This window comes from Amycolatopsis sp. NPDC059235 (genome assembly GCF_042754125.1).
Lineage (GTDB): Bacteria > Actinomycetota > Actinomycetes > Mycobacteriales > Pseudonocardiaceae > Amycolatopsis > Amycolatopsis albidoflava.
In genome coordinates, this window is sequence record NZ_JBHZAG010000032.1 from 1 (window position 1) to 18,586 (window position 18,586).

Genomic DNA, 18,586 nt, shown 5'->3' on the forward strand with positions numbered 1-18,586 from the left:
CTTTGGTTTCCTCGTACTCCGCTCCTCTCTCGTTTTTTTTTCTGGTCCTGCCGGCTCTGGCCCCCGCCCCCGGCGGGGTGGGCGTTTGGGGGGGGGGGGGGGGGGGGGGGCCCAACCCCCCCCCCCCCCCCCGCCGGATCAGGTCAGTACCGCTCGATGGCCGGCGGCGTCGCGGGCGCGCCGGACTTGCCGAGGGTCGCGTCGTAGATCTTCTTCCAGGTGCCGTTGGTCTCGGCGGCCTGCAGCAGGTCGTCGATCTTGTCGCGCAGCACCTTGTCGTCCTTGTTCAGGCCGATGCCGTAGGGCTCCCTCGAGAACGGCTTGCCGACGACCTTGAAGCTGTCCGGGTCCTGCGCCGCGTAGCCCTTGAGGATCGCGTCGTCGGTGGTGACCGCGTCGACGTCCTTCGTCTGCAGCTTCTCCACGCACTGCGAGTACTTCTGGAACTCGACGATCTGGTCGGTCAGCTTCTGCTCGCGCACGCGCTGGATCGGGGTCGACCCGGTGACCGAGCAGACCTTCTTGCCCTTCAGCGTCTCCGGGCCGGTGATCGAGGTGTCGTCCTTGCGCACCAGCAGGTCCTGCCCGGCCTGGAAGTACGGGCCGCCGAACGACACGAGCTTCTTGCGCTTGTCGCTGATGGTGTAGGTGCCGACGTAGAGGTCGACCTGGCCGTTGGAGATGGCCTGTTCGCGGGCGGCGGAGTCGACCGTCGTGTACTTGATCTTGTCCTCGCTGAAGCCGAGGCCCGCCGCGACCATCCGGGCGATCTCGATGTCGAAGCCCTGGAACTTGCCGGTCTTCGGGTCCTTCTGGCCCAGCTCGGGCTGGTCGTCCTTGACGCCGATGGTGATCGTGCCCGCGGACTTGATCTTCGTGAACACCGGCGAGCCGTCGAGTTTGACGTCCTTCGCCACTTCGTAGGTCGGCAGGGCCGCGGCGTTGGTGTTGGCGTCGCCGCCGGAACCGGCCGGGGTGCCTTCCTTGCCGCAGGCCGTGAGCAGCAGCCCGCCGGCGAGCAGAGCGGCCGCGAGGGTGCGGATCCTCATGTCAGTCTCTCCAATATCTGTCCGGGAAACATCTGTCCGGGAACGTCGGTGCCGGTCGGGGCGGCACCGCTGGACACGGCCGATTACAGCCACCTCGGCCGCGGGGCGCCGGGGGATTCCCCCGAACGGGTCAGTGGGTCAGGATCTTGCCGAGGAAGTCCTTCGCGCGGTCGGACTTCGGCTTGGTGAAGAACTCCTCCGGCGTCGTGTCCTCGACGATCTCGCCGTCGGCCATGAACAGGACGCGGTCGGCGGCGCGCCGGGCGAAGCCCATCTCGTGCGTGACCACGAGCATGGTCATGCCGTCCTTCGCCAGCCCGGTCATCACGTCCAGCACCTCCTGGACCATTTCCGGGTCCAGCGCCGAGGTCGGCTCGTCGAACAGCATCACCTTGGGCTTCATCGCGAGCGCGCGGGCGATCGCCACGCGCTGCTGCTGGCCGCCGGACAGCTGGGCCGGGTACTTGTCGGCCTGGTTCGCGATGCCGACGCGCTCGAGCAGTTCCATCGCGGTCTTGCGCGCCTCGGCCTGCGCCGTCTTGCGCACCTTGACCGGCGCGAGCATGACGTTCTCGAGGATCGTCTTGTGCGCGAAGAGGTTGAACTGCTGGAAGACCATGCCGACGTCGGCGCGCAGCGCGGCGAGCGCCTTGCCCTCGGCGGGCAGCGGCACGCCGTCGACGGCGATCTCGCCGGAGTTGATCGGCTCGAGCCGGTTGATCGCGCGGCACAGCGTCGACTTGCCCGACCCGGAGGGCCCGAGCACGACGACGACCTGGCCGCGCGGCACCTCGAGGGTGATCTCGCGCAGCACGTGCAGCTCGCCGAAGTACTTGTTCACGGCGGCCGCCTTGATCATCGGCGTCGCCACCTCGGTGGTCATCGTGGCCTCCAGAGCTCCGTTGGTCGTCGGCGTCCGCGGAACCGGGGTTCCGCAACGCTTGCGGAAACCTACTACCGGGACATCTCTTGTAAAGACGGCTTGAGCAATACTTAGGGTTTCAACTACGTATCGGATGCGGCCGTCGTGGCGGCTTTCAGCCTAGTCGGGACTGTGGCGGCCGCCACGCACCGTGTCCGCGGGGCGTGGCGCCCTAAAGTCCGGATACCGTGGTCGGGATCACCGGGGAGGCTGAAGCGTGCGCGTGCTGCTGGTGGAAGACGACGACCGGGTCGCGGGCGCGCTCGTTCCCGCGCTGGTCCGCCGGGGCCTCACCATGCAGCGGCTGCCGTCCGGCGCCGGAGTGCTCGACCGGGTCCACGACGTCGACGTGATCCTTCTCGACCTGGGCCTTCCCGACGTAGACGGCGTGGTGCTCTGTCGCCAGATCCGGGCGGTGAGCGACGTCGCGGTGATCGTGGTGTCCGCGCGCGGCGAGGTGAACGACCGGGTGCACGGCCTGCGCGCCGGCGCCGACGACTACCTGGTCAAGCCGTACGACGTGGAGGAACTGCTCGCGCGTGTCGAAGCGGTGCGCAGGCGGCGCACCGAAAAGACCGCGCCGACGGTGCCGGTGGTCGAGGTCGGCGACGTCCGGATCGACCTCTCCCGGCACGAGGTGCTGGTCGACGGCGAGCCGATCGCGTTGTCCCGCAAGGAGTTCCAGGTGCTCGCGCTGGTCGCGGCGGCGGGCGGCGCGGTGTGTTCGCGCGAGCAGGTGCTGAACGAGGTGTGGGGACATCGCGGCGCGGCCGAGAGCCGGTCGCTGGACGTGCACGTCGCCACCCTGCGCACGAAACTCGGCCGTCCGGCGCTGATCGAAACGGTGCGCGGCGTCGGCTACCGGCTGGGCAGCGGACGGGACTGACCGGTGCGCGTCCGGCTGCAGGGCATCGTCGTCACGCTCGTCGCGCTGCTCGTGTTCGGGCTCGGCATCCCGCTCGCGCTGAGCATCGCGAGCAGCCTCCAGCAGAAGCTGTTCCTCGACCGGCTCACCGACACCTCGCGGTTCGCGTCGCTGGCCCAGCGCCCGCTGCTCGACAACCAGCTCGGCCGGCTGGAACCCGAACTGCGCCGCTACACCGAGGTGTACGGCGTGAAAGTGGTCGTCGTGAACCAGGACGGCGACCCGGTGCTGAGCTCGCCCGGCGGCACCGACGCGCGGCGCGTCGACCGGGCCGCGATCCGGGTGCCGGTGAACGAGGCGCTCGCCGCCCGCCCGCCCGAAGCCGGGCCGTTGCTGATGCCGTGGGCGAGCAAACCGCTGGTGCTGGCCGAGCCGATCCTCATCGACGGCGAGGTGCGCGGCGCGGTCGTGACGGAGTCCGCGACCGATCACGTTCGCACCCAGTTGCTGTGGCAGTGGTTGCTGCTGGCCGCGTGCGCGCTGGTCGCGTTCGGGCTCGCGCTGCTCGTCGCGCTGCCGGTGGTGCGCTGGACGCTGCGCCCGGTCCGGCGGCTGGACGAGGCGACGGGCGCGCTGGTCGCGTCCGTGGTCAGCGGCCGGGAGGCGGAGCCGGTGGGGGAGAGCGGCGGCCCGCCGGAGCTGCGGCAGCTGGGCCGGTCGTTCGATCGGATGGCGGCGAGCGTGTCGGAGGCGCTGGCCGCACAACGCGCGTTCGTCGCCGACGCTTCGCATCAGCTGCGCAATCCGTTGACGGCGCTGAAGATCCGGCTGGGCAATCTCGACGGTCAGGTGACCGACGAAACCGCGGCCGCCGACCTCGAAGCGGCGCAGGTGGACGCCAAGCGGCTGAACCAGATCCTCGACGAGTTGCTGTCGATGGCCCGTGCCGAATCGGCGGGCGGCGAGCTGGTTTCCGAAGACCTCGCCGAGGTGATCGCCGACCGGGTCGCGGACTGGTCAGTGGTCGGCGCGGCTCGCGAGGTCGCGCTGGAGAGTGCGGTGGACGTCAACGGCGCGCGGGTGCTCGTGCCGCCGCGCGGGCTGGAGGTCGTGCTCGACGCTTTGCTGGACAACGCGCTCAAGTTCAGCCCTTCCGGCACCTCGGTGGAGGTGGCCGCGAGCGTCGCGCAGGACCGGGTGACGGTTTCGGTCCGCGACCACGGTCCTGGCCTGCGAGAGGACGAGCTGGAGCGGGCTGCCGACCGGTTCTGGCGGAGCACGGCGCATCAGAACGTGCCGGGGTCGGGGCTCGGGCTGGCGATCGTGACCGAGATCGTCCGGCATTCCGACGGCGAGATCCAGTTGTCCCTGCCCGAGGGCGGCGGGTTGCGGATCGCGATGGACTTTCCGGTCGCGGGCTAGACCTTCTCCGCGCGGTAATACGCCAACGCCCCGTGATGCAGCGGCAGCGGCCCCGTCTCGATCCCCGGGTGCACGTCGATCGACAGCGCCGCCCGGTTGACCGCCGCGAGCGCCGGGCGGGCGTCGTACAGGCCCTTCGTGAGCGCTTCGGCGACGTCGGCGGACATCGAGGTGGGCACGACCAGGAAGTTCGGCACCACCAGCGTCGTGACCGGCCCGCCCTGGTCGTAGGTGCTGCCGGGGATGGTCGCGGTGCCGTACACCGGGCTGAACCGCTGCATGCCCGGCATCAGCGAGGACATGTCGAGCAGCCGCAGGCCGATCTTGCGGTTGTACTCGGTGATGAGCGGCGTCGGCAGCCCGCCGGACCAGAACATCGCGTCGATTTTGCGGTCGGCCAGCGCGGCGAGCGAATCGTCCAGGCTCAGCTGGTCGACCGCGACCGCGCCTTTCAGCCCGGCGACCCCCAGCACCCGGTCGGCGATGTACTCCACGCCCGACTCCGGCGAGCCCACCGCGATGTGGCGGCCGCGCAGCATCGACACCGAGGTGTAGGGCGAATCCTTGCGGACGACGATGTGCAGGTAGTCGTCGTGGATGCGGGCCAGCGCGGCGAGCTTGCCGGGGTGCGCGGCCGCCGCGTCCGCGGCCAGGTCCGCGGCGACGAACGCGACGTCCGCGCCCCCGGAAAGCACTCGGTTGAGGTTGTCGCGCGACCCCTGGGTGGCGAGCACCTCGGGCGTCTCGATGCCGAGTTCGCCCGCCCACGACGACGCCAGCGGCCCGGCGAGGTCGTGGTAGACGCCGCCCACCGACCCGGCCGCGACGCGCAGGTGCAGGTTCGCGAAGCTCGGCCCGCACCCGCTCAGCAGCACCGTGAGCACTGCCAGCGCCAGCGTCAGCCTCCATCGCATGGGGCGATGGTGCCAGAGGTCAGCCGGTGACGTCGGTCAGGCTCGTGCCCATCCGGATCTTGCTGAACCATTGCGTCGCCGTTTGGTCGGCCTCGTGGTAGACGCCCCACTTCAGATAGTTGCGGTCCCCGTCGATCGTGGTGCCGGTGTAAGTGGTCGACCCGTCGGAGAACGTCTGCTGCTTGCCGTCGAACCAGAACTGGATGGTGCCCTTGGTGCGGTCGGTCGAAATCCGGAAGGCGATGTCGTGCCACTGGTCGTTCGAGACCGGCGCTTCCCAGAGCTTGACGCTCGTGTGGTCGACGGTCCATTCCTCCAGCTGGAGCTTGCCGCCGGAGATCTTGAGGACGATCGGATGGTTCGCGGTGCCGGTGCTCGGGCTGCATTTCAGCTGGAACACGTAGCGGCTGGTGGCGTCCGTGATGCGGTACTTCGACGACCAGCCGAGGTAGAAGGTCTTGCCCGCTTCGAGATCCGGGCCGACCGCCTCGCAGCGTTCCTCCTTCGCGAGCTGCTCGGCGACGAACACTTTGCCCTTCGCGGAGTCCGCGGTCTTGAAGTGGCCGTCGGCGCACTGGATTGAGTTGAACGCCTTGGCCCCGTCGGCCGGGTCGGCGGACCAGGTGACCGAGCGGGGAGCCGGGGCCGCGGTGACCGGGGCGGCCGCCAATGCCGCGACGGCGAGGGCGCTCGCGGCAGCAGCCGCGGAGCAGGCGAAAACCTTGCGCACTTTTCCTCCAGAGCGGCGGCGGTCCGATTCGGAAACAATGGCGATGATCTTATCTTCGGGAGCGCGCGGAAAACAATAGGAGAAATTCCGGCGGTATTGTTCGGCGGTGGCCGGTTCGGTGCATTTCCGTTCCCGGTCAACGGCACATTTCCCGATTAGCGGAATGCCTGGTGAGCCAGGCCGCATAACGTCCGGGAGGCGGGTGCCGGGTCCGGCGCGGGCTCCGGGGTTTAGGCTGGAGTGCGATGAACGCGAAAACGTACCAGATCCGCACGTTCGGCTGCCAGATGAACGTGCACGACTCCGAACGGCTCGCCGGGCAGCTCGAGGAAGCCGGCTACGTCCCCGCCGCGGGGCCGTCGAAGCCGGATCTGGTCGTGTTCAACACCTGCGCCGTGCGGGAGAACGCGGACAACAAGCTCTACGGCACCCTCGGGCACCTCCGCCCGGACAAGGTCGCCAATCCGGACATGCAGATCGCCGTCGGCGGCTGTCTCGCGCAGAAGGACCGCGGCGACATCGTCAAGCGCGCGCCGTGGGTCGACGTCGTCTTCGGGACGCACAACATCGGTTCGCTGCCGACGCTGCTGGAGCGCGCGCGGCACAACGCCGAGGCCGAGGTCGAAATCCTCGAATCGCTCGAGACGTTCCCGTCCACGCTGCCCGCGCGCCGCGAATCGTCCTACGCGAGCTGGGTGTCGGTTTCGGTCGGCTGCAACAACACCTGCACGTTCTGCATCGTGCCGTCGCTGCGCGGCAAGGAGCGCGACCGGCGTCCCGGCGAGATCCTCGCCGAGGTCGAGGCGCTGGTCGCCGAGGGCGTGCTCGAGGTGACCCTGCTGGGCCAGAACGTGAACTCCTACGGCGTCGAGTTCGGCGACCGGCTCGCGTTCGGCAAGCTGCTGCGCGCCACCGGCGGGATCGACGGGCTGGAGCGCGTGCGGTTCACCTCGCCGCATCCGGCCGCGTTCACCTCTGACGTCATCGACGCGATGGCCGAGACGCCGAACGTCTGCCACCAGCTGCACATGCCGCTGCAGTCCGGTTCGGACCGGGTGCTGCGCGAGATGCGCCGCTCCTACCGGTCGACGCGGTTCCTGAACATCCTCGACGAGGTGCGCGCCAAGATGCCGGACGCCGCCATCACCACCGACATCATCGTCGGCTTCCCCGGCGAGACCGAGGAAGACTTCCAGGCGACGCTCGACGTCGTGCGCGCCGCGCGGTTCTCCAGCGCGTTCACCTTCCAGTACTCGAAGCGCCCCGGCACGCCCGCCGCCGAGATGGCGGAGCAGCTGCCGAAGGAGGTCGTGCAGGAGCGCTACGACCGGCTGGTCGAACTGCAGAACGAGATCTCCTGGGAAGAGAACCGCAAGCTGGTCGGCCGCCGGGTCGAGCTGCTGGTCGCCGCGGGCGAGGGCCGCAAGGACGCCGAGACGCACCGGATGAGCGGGCGCGCCCGCGACGGCCGGCTGGTGCACTTCACGCCCTCCGGTTCGGCCGTCGACCGTTCGGTCCGGCCGGGCGACGTCGTGGAGACGGTGATCAGCTACGGAGCGCCGCACCACCTGGTCGCCGACGGCGACCTTCTGACGCATCGCCGCACGCGGGCGGGCGACAACGCCGAAGCCGGTCTTCGGCCCAAGACGAGCGGGGTCACCCTGGGACTGCCGGGCTTCGGAGCCCCGGCGGCGCAGCCTGCCCCGGTGAGTGGGTGTGCGGGATGAGCGAACCGGGAACGCCGGCCGAGGTCGATCAGCGGCTGAGCGACGAGATCGACGACGCGGGCCGCCGCGCGTCGCGGACGGTCGAGCTGGGCAGGCGCGGCTTCACCATCTCGGTGCTGATGTTCGTGCTGCTGGTGGCCCAGATCCTGCCTTGGGCACAGGGCCGCGCGGGCTGGGAGACGCTGGCCGGCGAGGCGGGCGGGGTGCCGCAGCTGTTTGCCGTCACGTCCACCGGCGTCGGCGTGTTCATCGGCGCGGTCGCGCTGGTGTCGCGCCGATGGTGGGTCGCGTGGTGCTGCGCCGCGGGCGGCTGGTTCGCCTCGGTCGACGGCCTGCTGGCGATCTGGTCGCAGCAGTCCGCGCACGCCAGCGGAGCGGCCGGCGACGGTCCGGGAATCGGGATGATCGTGGCGTGGATCGCGACGATCATCCTGGCGACGCTCTGGATGCGGACCGCTTTCTCGCGCACCTGAGCGCTTTCGGCAAAGGTCCGTGAGGGGAACCCTCACGGACTCTGAGTCCCTCAGGGTTCCCCTCACGGACTTTGGCTGGCAGCGAAAGGGCCGGTACCCAGCGGTACCGGCCCTTTCGCATTCAGATCAGCGATCGGCGACCGCGGCTTCCGCGGCCTCCATCCATTCCCGCCACTGGGCGGCCTGCTCGTCGGCCTTCTTCGCCCGCCGCTCGTCCCCGGCGGCCCTGGCCTTCGCGGCCTGCGATTCGAACTGCTCGACCCGCTCCCGGAACTGCGCGGCACGCGCCTGCGCCTCCGGGTCCGTGCGGCGCCAGCGGCTGTCCTCGGCCGACTTCACCGCGTCCTGCACCGCCTTGAGCCGACCGTCCAGCTCGCGGATGCGTTCGCGGGGGACCTTGCCGATCTCGTCCCACTGCTCCTGGATCCGGCGCAGCGCCGACTTGGCCGCTTCGAGGTTGGCCGCCACGTCGATCTTCTCGGCCTCGACCAGCAGTTCTTCCTTGCGCTGGGCGTTGCCGGCGAACTCCGCGTCGCGCTCGGAGAACACCGCCGAACGGCGGGCGAAGAACGCGTCCTGCGCCGCGCGGAACCGCTGCCACAGCGCTTCGTCGCTGTCCTTCGGCGCGCGCCCGGCGGCCTTCCACTCGGCCATCAGGTCCTTGTACCGGCCCGCGGTGGCGCCCCAGTCGTCCGAATCGGCGATCGACTCGGCCTCGGCGATCAGCTCTTCCTTGCGCTGCTTCGCGCTCGCCCGCTGCTTGTCCAGTTCGGCGAAGTGCGAGCCGCGGCGGCGGTTGAACGCCTCGCGCGCCTTCGAGAACCGCTTCCACAGCTCGTCGTCGGTCTTGCGGTCGACGCCCTTGACCGTCTTCCACTCGTCGAGGATCGCGCGCAGCCGGTCGCCCGCGGCCTTCCACTGCGTGGAATCGGCGGCGATCTTCTCCGCCTCGTCGGCCAGCGTCTGCTTGCGCGCGACCGCCGCGGCCCGGGCTTCCTCGCGCTCGTGCTTGACGTTGACCAGGGCCTTCTCGGCCAGCCCGATCACGAACTCGAGCCGCGCGGCGAGCGCCTTGAGGTCGCCGACCACGGCCGCCTCGCCGAGCCCGTCGCGGATCTGGGTGGCGCTCGAGAGCGCGTGCTTCGGGTCTCCCGCCCCGGAGTTCAGCCGCGTTTCGAGCAGTTCGACCTCGGTGCGCACGTCGTCGAAGCGGCGTGCGTAGTGCAGCAGGCCTTCCTCGGGCGTACCGGCCTGCCAGACCCCGACCTCGCGTTCGCCGTCGGCGGTGAAGACGTAAACGGTGCCTTCCCCGTCGACCCGGCCCCAGGTGGCGGGGGCGGGCTCGGCGGGCGGCACCGGAGGCGCGGCATGGCCGGCGCCGTGCGCGTGCGGCACCGGGTGCGGTGCCGGGGTGCCGGGGGACGTGTTCTCCTGGGCCATCGCAGGCTCCTTATCGCCTGTACGCCCGCGGCTGCGGGCGCCCCGCCGCGTGAGCGGGGCCGGGTTACGCTGTTGTCGTGCTCTGCCGGGGGCATGGGGCCCCAGCGGCATTCAAGCAGCTCAGCGCGCGCCGTGGTACTGGATGAGCCGCCTGAAAGCGTTGATCCTACTTCTCCTTGACGCTCCGTGCCCGCGTCCCGCCCCGGCCGGGTAGCGTTTCCCGGCGTGATCAGCCCTGCTCAACGGCCCCGTCCGGTGGCCGTCGTCGGCCCCACCGCCACCGGGAAGACGGCGCTGGCCGTCGAGCTGGCGCTGGCCCTGGACGGCGAGGTGGTGAACGCCGACGCGCTCCAGCTCTACCGGGGCATGGACATCGGCACCGCCAAAGCGACCATGGACGAGCGGCGAGGGGTCCCGCACCACCTGCTGGACGTACTCGACGTGACCGAGACCGCGTCGGTCGCCGCCTATCAGCGTGACGCTCGCAGCACGATCGAGCGGATTCTCGGAACGGGCCGGGTTCCGGTGCTGACCGGCGGCTCGGGACTGTACGTGCAAGCGGTCCTGGACGACCTCCGTTTCCCCGGCACCGACCCCGCGGTGCGCGCGCGGCTCGACGAGGAGGCCGTCGAATTCGGCACCGCCGCGCTCTACACCCGGCTGGGGGAGCGCGACCCGGTCGCCGCGGCGGCGATCCTGCCGACGAACACCCGCCGCATCGTGCGCGCGCTGGAGGTCATCGAGATCACCGGCGAGCCGTTCTCCGCGAATCTGCCGAAGCCGGGCCCGGCGCGCTGGGACACCGTGCTGATCGGGGTCGATCGCGAGGTCGCCGAACTGGACGAGCGCGTCGACCTGCGGGTGGAGCGGATGTTCGAGGGCGGTCTCGTGGACGAGGTGCGCGCGTTGCTCGGCCGTGGTTTGCGGGACGGGAAGACCGCTTCGCGAGCGCTCGGCTACCAGCAGGTGCTGGCCGAACTGGACGGCGAAAGCGACTTCGCGGCAGCCGCGGCGGCGACTGCGCAGGCCACTCGCCGGTTCGTGCGGCGGCAGCGTTCGTGGTTCCGGCGGGACAAGCGGATCCAGTGGTTCGACGGCGGATCGGCGGACCTGGCCGCGCGGGTCCTCGCCGTGCTCGACCAGTAGCCTGGAGACATGGGCGGCATCGAATTCCTCAAGGGCCACGGCACGCAGAACGACTTTGTGCTGCTGCCTGACGCGGCCGGCCGCCTCGACCTCACCGCGGAGCGAGTGGCGGCGCTGTGCGATCGGCAGCGGGGCATCGGCGCGGACGGCGTGCTGCGTGTCGTGCGCGCGAAGGCGATCGGCGAAGAGTCGGCCGGCGAGTGGTTCATGGACTACCGCAACGCCGACGGCTCGATCGCCGAGATGTGCGGCAACGGCACCCGCGTTTTCGCGCGCTACCTGGTCGACGCCGGGCTGGCCGAGGGCGGCGAGTTCGTCATCGGCACCCGCGCGGGCGACCGGCCGGTCGTCGTGCACCCGGACCGTTCGGTCACGGTCCAGATGGGCCCGGCGGCGATCACCGGCACGTCGGTCACCGTGGTGGCCGGGCAGCCGTTCTCCGGGGTCGCGGTGAACGTCGGCAACCCGCACCTGGTGTCGGTCACCGACACCGACATCGCCGGCCTCGACCTGCGGGACCAGCCCGATTTCGACCACGACGTCTTCCCGGCCGGGGTCAACCTGGAGTTCGTCAACGTGCTCGGCGAGGGCGCGCTGCGGATGCGCGTGCACGAGCGCGGCGTGGGGGAAACCCGCGCCTGCGGCACCGGCACCGTCGCCGCGGTGGCCGCCTCGCTGCACCTCGCGGGCAAAGACACCGGCGAGTCCACAGTGGACATCCCGGGCGGGCAGGTGTCGGTCACGATCGGGCGCGGCGAGTCCACGCTGACCGGACCGGCCGAGATCGTGGCCCGCGGCGAGCTGGACGAAGCCTGGTGGCTCGCCGCGGGCGCTTGATCAGCTGATCGTCACCGCCACCGAGAGCTCGCCTTCCCGGGTGGTCACGGTGTTCACCGCGCCGGCGATCCGCACGTCCTCGGCGATTCCGGCGAAGCCTTCGAGCACGTCCGCCGGCGCGGTGACCGACAGCGTCTCGACGGCGGTCCGCATCGACACCTTTGCGTCGGTCTTGGCCCGGCGCACGGCTGCGATCACGGAACCGGCGAGCGGCAGCAAGGCGACGTCGCCGTCGACGTCAGGCGCGGTCGGCCAGGACGCTTGGTGCACCGAACCTTCCTGCCACCACGACCAGATCTCCTCGGCGGAGAACGGCAGCACCGGCGCGAACATCCGCACCAACGCCGACAGCACGGTCCGCAACGCCACCTGTGCCGATTCCGCTGCCGCCGCGCCGAGGTCGCCGTACGCGCGGCCCTTCACCAGCTCCACGTAGTCGTCGCAGAACGTCCAGAAGAACGTCTCCGTCACCTGCAACGCACGCGCCTGGTCGAGCGCCTCGAAAGCGGCTGTCGCTTCCTCGATCACCTTCGCCAGCGCGGCGAGCACGGACCGGTCCAGCGGCTCCGTCGCGACCGACTCGGCCGCAGGCGTCCCGAGGCCGAGCACGAACTTGCTCACGTTCAACAGCTTCGTCGCCAGCCGCCGCCCGACCTTCATCTGGCCTTCGTCGACCGCCGTGTCCACACCCGGGCGAGCGCTCGCCGCCCAGTAGCGCACCGCGTCGGAACCGTGCCGTTCCAGCAGATCAGCCGGGGTGACGACGTTGCCGACCGACTTCGACATCTTCTTGCGGTCCGGGTCCAGCACCCAGCCGGAGATCACCGCGTCCCGCCACGGCAGCACGCCTTCCTCCAGCTCGGCGCGCACCGCGGTGGAGAACAGCCAGGTGCGGATGATCTCGTGCGCTTGCGGCCGCAGCGAGAACGGGAACACGCGGCGGAACAGGTCGTCGTCGAGGCTCCAGCGGCCGGCGATCTGCGGCGTCAGCGACGACGTCGCCCAGGTGTCCATCACGTCCGTCTCCGCGACGAACCCGCCCGGCACGCCGCGCTGCTCCTCGGTGTAGCCCGGCGGGACGTCGGTGCTCGGGTCCACCGGCAGGCTCGTGTCGTCGGGGGTGAGCACCGCGTCGTGGTCCGGCTCGCCGTCGGCGTCCAGCGGGTACCAGACCGGGATCGGCACGCCGAAGAACCGCTGGCGGCTGACCAGCCAGTCGCTGGTCAGGCCCTCGACCCAGCTGCGGTAGCGGACCTCCATGTGCGGCGGGACCCAGTTCAGCTCCTCGCCGCGCTCCAGAAGCTTCGCGCGCAGAGCGTCGTCGCGGCCGCCGTTGCGGAGATACCACTGGCGGCTGGTGACGATTTCCAGTGGCTTGTCGCCCTTTTCGTAGAACTTCACCGGATGCGTGATCGGCCTCGGCTCGCCGCGCAGCGCGCCCGCTTCACTCAGGAGGTCCACGACGATCTGGCGTCCAGTGTGGACAGTCTTGCCCGCCAGGGGCTCGTATTTGTCGGCTGGAACGCCGTGCGGCGGCTCGGCGCGGAACCGGCCGTCGCGGCCCAGCACCGGACGCGTTTCGAGCTGCAGCGCGCGCCACCAGGTGACGTCCGTGGTGTCGCCGAAGGTGCACACCATCGCGATGCCGGTGCCCTTTTCCGGATCCGCGAGATGGTGCGCGTGCACCGGCACCTCGACACCGAACACCGGCGTGCGCACGGTTTTCCCGAGAAGGCCTTGGTACCGCTCGTCATCCGGATGCGCGACGAGCGCGACGCACGCGGGCAGCAGCTCGGGCCGCGTCGTCGAGATCAGCACCTCGCCGGTATCCGCGGTGAACACGAGATCGTGATACGCGCCCGGCCGTTCGCGGTCTTCCAGTTCCGCCTGGGCGACAGCGGTGCGGAAGGTGACGTCCCACAGCGTCGGGGCTTCGGATTGGTACGCCTCGCCGCGCGCGAGGTTGCGCAGGAACGCGCGCTGCGAGATCTCCGTGGTCGCCGGGTCGATCGTCTGGTAGGCCAGCGTCCAGTCCACCGAAAGCCCGATGCTTCGCCAGACCTCCTCGAACACCTTCTCGTCGGTTTCGGTCAGTTGGAGACACAGCTCCACGAAATTGCGCCGCGACACCGGAATCGCGTTCTTGCCGGGCTTTTCCGGCGGGGAGAACGACGGGTCGTAAGGCAGCGACGGCTCGCAGCGCACGCCGAAATGGTTCTGCACGCGGCGTTCGGTGGGCAGGCCGTTGTCGTCCCACCCGACCGGGTAGAAGACCGAACGGCCGCGCATCCGTTGGTAGCGCGCGAGAACGTCGGTGTGGGTGTAGGAGAAGACGTGCCCGATGTGCAGCGAACCGCTCGCGGTCAGCGGCGGCGTGTCGATCGAGTAGACGTCCGGGCGCGTGCGGTCGAACCGGTATACGCCTTCGCGTTCCCACACCGGTACCCATTTGGCGGCAAGGCCGTCGACGCCGACTTTGTGCGGGATCTTCTCGTTCATGCCCGCACTTTACGGGGCGGGTACAGCCATTTCCCCGCCCGTCGGCAGGTCCCGCATGCGCCGCAGCGGCGAGCAGATCACCCAGAGCGCGCCCGCGACCGGCCCGGCGGTCCCGATCCACAGCGCGCCGGTGAGCCCGAGCCATTCGCCGAGCCCGCCGCCCAGCAGCCCGCCGAGCGGCAGCGCTCCCCAGACGACGAACCGGACGCTCGCGTTCATCCGGCCGAGCAGCCGGTCCGGCGTGATCGCCTGGCGGTAGGAGACCTGCGCGATGTTGTAGAGGATCACGCCGAAGCCGAACGACGCCATCCCCAGCCCGGCGAGCGCGATCCGCCAGTCCGGCGCGGCGGCCAGGACCAGCACCTCGCCCGGCCAGAACAGCGCCGGGACCAGCCAGATCGACCGGGCCTGGCCGATCTTCCGGATGATCGGCCCGGCGCAGAGCGCGGCCGCGATGCCGCCGATGCCGCTCACCGCGAGCAGTCCGCCGACCTCGGCCGGTTTCAGCCCGGCCGTGCGGGTCAGGAACAGCACCTGGACGGCCTGCACCACTCCGCCGAAGAAGTTCGACGTGGCGGTGCAGGCGACGATCGCGCGCAGCGGCCGGTCGGCGACGACGAACCGCAGGCCTTCGAGCATCTGCGGCACCAGGCGGTCGTGTTCGCCGCGTTCCGGGCGGGTTTCGACAGTGCGGATGCGCCACAGGCACAGCGCGGACGTGAGGTAGCCGATCCCGGTGACCAGGACCGTGCTCGCGGCGCCGACGAATTGCACGAGCACGCCGGCGAGGCTCGGCCCGGCGATCTGCGCGGACGACTGCACGCCCTGCAGTTTCGCGTTGCCTTCCAGCAGCTTTTCGCGGCCGACCAGCGCGGGCAGATACGCCTGGTAGGAGACGTCGAAGAACACCGTCGCGAACCCGACGAGCAGCACGACCACCAGCACCTGCGCCATGGTGAGCACGCCGGCCCACCACGCGAACGGGATGCTGAGCAGCAGGATCCCGCGGATCAGGTCGGCGGCGAGCATGAGCGGCCGTTTGCGCATCCGGTCCACCCACACGCCCGCGGGCAGGCCGAGAACCAGGAAGCCGAGCGTTTCGGCCATGGTCAGCAGGCCCATCTCGAACGGGGTGGCGGCCAGCGTGACCGCGGCGAGCAGCGGGATGGCGGTGAGGCCGACGAACATCCCCAGCTGGCTCGCCGTGTCCCCGGCCCACAGCCTGCGGAAGTCGGCGTGGAAGAACAACGAGTCTCGACGCACTCGATCGAGTGTCGCGGAGTGATTGGAAAGAGTCAATCACTTTGTTTAAGCTGCTCGGATGCCGCTCAACCGACGTCCCTCCACCGAAGCCGAGGCAGCCGCGCTCGCGTCCGGAATACGGCTGCGCATCATCCGGTTGACCACCTTTGAAGCGATGACGAACAAGGAACTGGCGGAGCGGCTCGGCCGCGACCCGGCGACCACGCTGCACCACGTGCGGCGCCTGGTCGACACCGGTTTTCTCGTCGCGCAGGAGCCGCGGCGCGGCGCGCGCGGGGCGAAGGAGATCCCGTACCTGTCCACCGGGCTTTCCTGGCAGCTGGACCACAGCGACGCGGACCCCGTCGTGGTCAACGAGGCGATGTTCGAGGCCTATCTGGCCGAAATGGCGGAGGCCGACCTGGCGGAGACGGAGACGACCCGGCTCGTGGTCCAGGTGGGCGCGCGGGACGTCGCGGAGTTCAAGCGGCGGCTCGACGGGCTGCTCGAAGAATTCAAGGCCAGGCCCCGCGATCCGGGCTCGGAACGCACCGCCGTGTACGTCTCGGTTTATCCCAGCAGGTAATCCGTTCGGTTCCCGCGCCGAAACGTGGGACCATGGAGGCACGATGACAGAACAGACACACGAAGACTTTTACGACGACAACGACCCCTACGACCCCTCGGTCGGGGAGATGGAGCTCGAGGACCGCGCGTCACTGCGCCGGGTCGCGGGCCTGTCCACCGAGCTCGAGGACATCACCGAGGTCGAGTACCGGCAGCTTCGGCTGGAGCGCGTTGTGCTGGTCGGCGTGTGGACTGAAGGCACCGCCCAGCAGTCCGAGGCGTCGCTGGCCGAACTGGCGCGACTGGCCGAGACGGCGGGCTCGGAAGTGCTCGAAGGCATCGTCCAGCGGCGGCAGAAGCCCGACCCGGCGACGTACGTCGGCTCCGGCAAGGTGCGCGAGCTCCGCGACATCGTCGTGGCGACCGGCGCCGACACGGTGATCTGCGACGGCGAGCTTTCGCCCGGCCAGCTGCGCCAGCTGGAGGAGAAGGTCAAGGTCAAGGTGATCGACCGGACCGCCCTGATCCTCGACATCTTCGCCCAGCACGCCCGGTCCAAGGAGGGCAAGGCGCAGGTCGAGCTGGCCCAGCTGCAGTACCTCGTCCCGCGGCTTCGCGGGTGGGGTTCGGCGCTGTCCCGGCAGGCCGGTGGCCGCGCGGGCGGCGCGAACGGCGGCGTGGGCCTGCGCGGACCTGGTGAAACGAAGCTGGAGACGGACCGGCGGCGGATCAGCAAGCGCGTGGCGAAGCTGCGCCGGGAGATCGCCGCGATGGACACCATCCGCGAGACCAAGCGCGGCAAGCGCGTGGCCAACGAGGTGCCGAGCGTGGCGATCGTCGGCTACACCAACGCCGGCAAGTCGAGCCTGCTCAACGCCCTGACCGGGGCCGGGGTGCTGGTGGAGGACGCGCTGTTCGCCACCCTCGACCCGACCACGCGCCGGGCGCAGACGGCCGACGGGCGCACGTTCACCCTCACCGACACCGTCGGGTTCGTGCGGCACCTGCCGCACCAGCTGGTGGACGCGTTCCGCTCGACGCTGGAGGAGGCGGCCGACGCCGACCTGCTGCTGCACGTCGTGGACGGCTCCGACCCGGCACCGGAGGACCAGGTCAACGCGGTGCGCGAGGTGCTCGCCGAGATCACCCGCAGCCGCAAGGAGCCGCTCCCGCCGGAACTGCTGGTGATCAACAAGGCCGACGCGGCCGACGCGGTCACCCTGGCCCGGCTGCGGCACGCGCTGGCCGGTTCGGTGCAGATCTCGGCGCGCACCGGTTCGGGCGTGGCCGACCTGGCCGAGGTGCTGGCCGAGCGGCTGCCGCGCGCGGAAACGGTGATCGACGTGCTGGTCCCGTATGCGCGGGGCGAGCTCGTGTCCCGGGCGCACGCGGAGGGCGAGGTGCTGGAAGAGGAGCACGTCGCCGACGGCACGCGCCTGCAGGTGCGGGTCCGCCCGGACCTCGCCGCGGCGTTGCGGGCGTTCGAGACCAACGCCTCGGCGCTCTGAACGTCTTCCGTAGTGCACGGCCCGAGCGGGTCGTGCACTACGGAGGTGAACTGGTGCGGGTCGTCCTGGCACTGACGGCTGTCCTGATGCTCGCGGGCGCGGTCCCGGCCGCGGCGGCTCCTGATCCTTCTCCTTCGCCGGAGACGCTGTGCCAGGTCACGGACAAGCGCCTCAACGAACTGTCCGGCCTGGTTTCCGACGGCGAGCATTGGTACGCCATCAACGACGGCGGCACCAAAGTGCAGGTCTTCGTCCTGGACCGGAAATGCCAGGTCAAGGACGTCCTGAGCGACCCGACGGACCCGTACGACGTCGAAGACCTCGCCCGAGGCAAAGACGGCACGCTGTGGCTCTCGGACACCGGCGACAACCGCGCGAAACGCGAAACGGTCGCCCTGCTGGAGCTGAAACCGTCCGGCGGCGCGGCGGTCGTGCATCGCCTGACCTATCCGGACGGCCCGCACGACACCGAAGCCCTTGTCCTGGACCAGTCCGGCACGCCGTTCCTGGTGACCAAGGACCTGCTGGGCACTTCCAAGGTCTACAAGCCTTCGGCCCCGCTGGCGACTCCCGGCCCGACGAAACTGGAGCAGGTCGGCACCCTGCGAGTCCGCAGCACCGACACTCCCGGAGGTCCGGTCGGCTCGTTCGGCTCGGCGCTGATCACCGGAGGCGCGACCAGCGCGGACGGCAAAGTCATCGCCCTGCGGACCTACACGGACGCGTATGTGTACGCAGCCCCGGACGGCGACGTCGCGGCAGCATTGCAGCGAGAACCCGTGCGCATTCCGCTGCCGAACGAAAAACAGGGCGAAGCCATCGCTTTCGAACCGGACGGCACTCTGCTGTCCGGAAGCGAAGGCGTCGGCGAACCAGTGCGGGCGATCAAAAACGCGACGGCCTTGGTCGCCCCGAACGCGTCCGCGCCTAAACCTGGCGGCGCCGCCACTCCGCAACCAGCCGAGGAAGAGGCCGGGGGCTTCCCGCTCATTCCTGCTGCGGGCATCGCCGCGGTCGTCGTTCTCGCGGCGTGGTTTCTGCTGGGGCGGAAACGCCGCCGCGCTTGACCTGTTGCTCGCTCCGGGTGCGTGAGTTCCTGCCGCGCCGTCGCTCCTGCCACCGCAGGGTTCCGGACCTGCCGCTGTCCGTGGCGCGGTGCTCCTTGTTTCTGGCGTGGCGCTGCCAGTGGCGCGATGCCGTTCCCGGCGTGGCTTTGTCGCTGGCGCGGTGCCGTTCCTGACGGGC

Annotated in this window: 16 protein-coding genes; 9 read left to right on the plus strand and 7 right to left on the minus strand. The window is 70.3% G+C overall.

The window, feature by feature from the left end; genetic code table 11:
• Positions 1–143: 143 nt before the first annotated feature.
• Both ACFXI3_RS21540 and ACFXI3_RS21545 read right to left on the minus strand, forming a co-directional pair.
• On the minus strand, positions 144–1,049 hold the full coding sequence (locus ACFXI3_RS21540; RefSeq protein ID WP_378401588.1) for a glutamate ABC transporter substrate-binding protein: 906 nt from the start codon (positions 1,047–1,049) through the stop codon (positions 144–146).
• 130 nt (positions 1,050–1,179) lie between these two features.
• Entirely contained in the window at positions 1,180–1,908 is a 729-nt protein-coding gene (locus ACFXI3_RS21545) for an amino acid ABC transporter ATP-binding protein (RefSeq protein ID WP_344268550.1), read from the minus strand.
• 280 nt (positions 1,909–2,188) lie between these two features.
• On the opposite strand from ACFXI3_RS21545, the gene ACFXI3_RS21550 reads away from it, so the two are divergent.
• Both ACFXI3_RS21550 and ACFXI3_RS21555 read left to right on the plus strand, forming a co-directional pair.
• Entirely contained in the window at positions 2,189–2,857 is a 669-nt protein-coding gene (locus ACFXI3_RS21550; protein ID WP_344267975.1) for a response regulator transcription factor, read from the plus strand.
• 3 nt (positions 2,858–2,860) lie between these two features.
• Positions 2,861–4,258, plus strand: coding sequence for an ATP-binding protein (locus ACFXI3_RS21555; protein WP_378401591.1), 1,398 nt, complete (start codon positions 2,861–2,863; stop codon positions 4,256–4,258).
• Here ACFXI3_RS21555 and ACFXI3_RS21560 read toward each other — a convergent pair.
• Positions 4,255–5,172 (minus strand): TAXI family TRAP transporter solute-binding subunit, encoded by a 918-nt coding sequence (locus ACFXI3_RS21560; RefSeq protein ID WP_378401593.1) that lies wholly within the window; start codon positions 5,170–5,172, stop codon positions 4,255–4,257. The genes ACFXI3_RS21555 and ACFXI3_RS21560 overlap by 4 nt on opposite strands.
• A 19-nt stretch (positions 5,173–5,191) precedes the next feature.
• Complete coding sequence (locus ACFXI3_RS21565) at positions 5,192–5,902, minus strand: heparin lyase I family protein (RefSeq protein WP_378401595.1); 711 nt, start codon at positions 5,900–5,902, stop codon at positions 5,192–5,194.
• Positions 5,903–6,147: 245 nt separating this feature from the next.
• Here ACFXI3_RS21565 and miaB point away from each other — a divergent pair, with 245 nt between their 5' ends.
• Together miaB and ACFXI3_RS21575 are read left to right on the plus strand one after the other, a co-directional pair.
• Positions 6,148–7,629 (plus strand): tRNA (N6-isopentenyl adenosine(37)-C2)-methylthiotransferase MiaB, encoded by a 1,482-nt coding sequence (gene miaB / locus ACFXI3_RS21570; protein ID WP_344267966.1) that lies wholly within the window; start codon positions 6,148–6,150, stop codon positions 7,627–7,629.
• A complete protein-coding gene (locus tag ACFXI3_RS21575; RefSeq protein WP_378401597.1) occupies positions 7,626–8,102 on the plus strand; it encodes a hypothetical protein in 477 nt (158 codons plus the stop codon). The genes miaB and ACFXI3_RS21575 overlap by 4 nt, the downstream gene beginning before the upstream one ends.
• A gap of 126 nt (positions 8,103–8,228) precedes the next feature.
• Here ACFXI3_RS21575 and ACFXI3_RS21580 read toward each other — a convergent pair whose 3' ends face one another.
• Positions 8,229–9,542: a DUF349 domain-containing protein gene (locus tag ACFXI3_RS21580; RefSeq protein ID WP_344267962.1), complete on the minus strand. Its 1,314-nt coding sequence runs from the start codon at positions 9,540–9,542 to the stop codon at positions 8,229–8,231.
• A 225-nt stretch (positions 9,543–9,767) separates the two neighbouring features.
• On the opposite strand from ACFXI3_RS21580, the gene miaA reads away from it, so the two are divergent.
• Entirely contained in the window at positions 9,768–10,688 is a 921-nt protein-coding gene (miaA, locus tag ACFXI3_RS21585; RefSeq protein ID WP_378401599.1) for a tRNA (adenosine(37)-N6)-dimethylallyltransferase MiaA, read from the plus strand.
• 9 nt (positions 10,689–10,697) lie between these two features.
• Positions 10,698–11,525, plus strand: coding sequence for a diaminopimelate epimerase (gene dapF / locus ACFXI3_RS21590; protein WP_344267960.1), 828 nt, complete (start codon positions 10,698–10,700; stop codon positions 11,523–11,525).
• On the opposite strand, the gene valS is transcribed toward dapF, so the two are convergent.
• Together valS and ACFXI3_RS21600 are read right to left on the minus strand one after the other, a co-directional pair.
• The gene (valS, locus tag ACFXI3_RS21595) at positions 11,526–14,024 is read right to left on the minus strand and encodes a valine--tRNA ligase (RefSeq protein ID WP_378401601.1); all 2,499 of its coding nucleotides are present in this window, start codon (positions 14,022–14,024) and stop codon (positions 11,526–11,528) included.
• A 9-nt stretch (positions 14,025–14,033) separates the two neighbouring features.
• Positions 14,034–15,287: an MFS transporter gene (locus ACFXI3_RS21600; RefSeq protein ID WP_378401603.1), complete on the minus strand. Its 1,254-nt coding sequence runs from the start codon at positions 15,285–15,287 to the stop codon at positions 14,034–14,036.
• Positions 15,288–15,345: 58 nt separating this feature from the next.
• Here ACFXI3_RS21600 and ACFXI3_RS21605 point away from each other — a divergent pair, with 58 nt between their 5' ends.
• The 3 genes from ACFXI3_RS21605 (at position 15,346) to ACFXI3_RS21615 (ending at position 18,408) form a co-directional block, all read left to right on the plus strand.
• Positions 15,346–15,852 (plus strand): ArsR/SmtB family transcription factor, encoded by a 507-nt coding sequence (locus ACFXI3_RS21605; RefSeq protein WP_378401605.1) that lies wholly within the window; start codon positions 15,346–15,348, stop codon positions 15,850–15,852.
• 43 nt (positions 15,853–15,895) lie between these two features.
• Positions 15,896–17,341, plus strand: coding sequence for a GTPase HflX (hflX, locus tag ACFXI3_RS21610; protein ID WP_344267952.1), 1,446 nt, complete (start codon positions 15,896–15,898; stop codon positions 17,339–17,341).
• Between the two features lie 86 nt (positions 17,342–17,427).
• Positions 17,428–18,408 carry a hypothetical protein gene (locus ACFXI3_RS21615; protein WP_378401695.1) on the plus strand — a complete coding sequence of 327 codons (981 nt, stop codon included), beginning with the start codon at positions 17,428–17,430 and terminating at the stop codon, positions 18,406–18,408.
• Positions 18,409–18,586 lie beyond the last annotated feature (178 nt).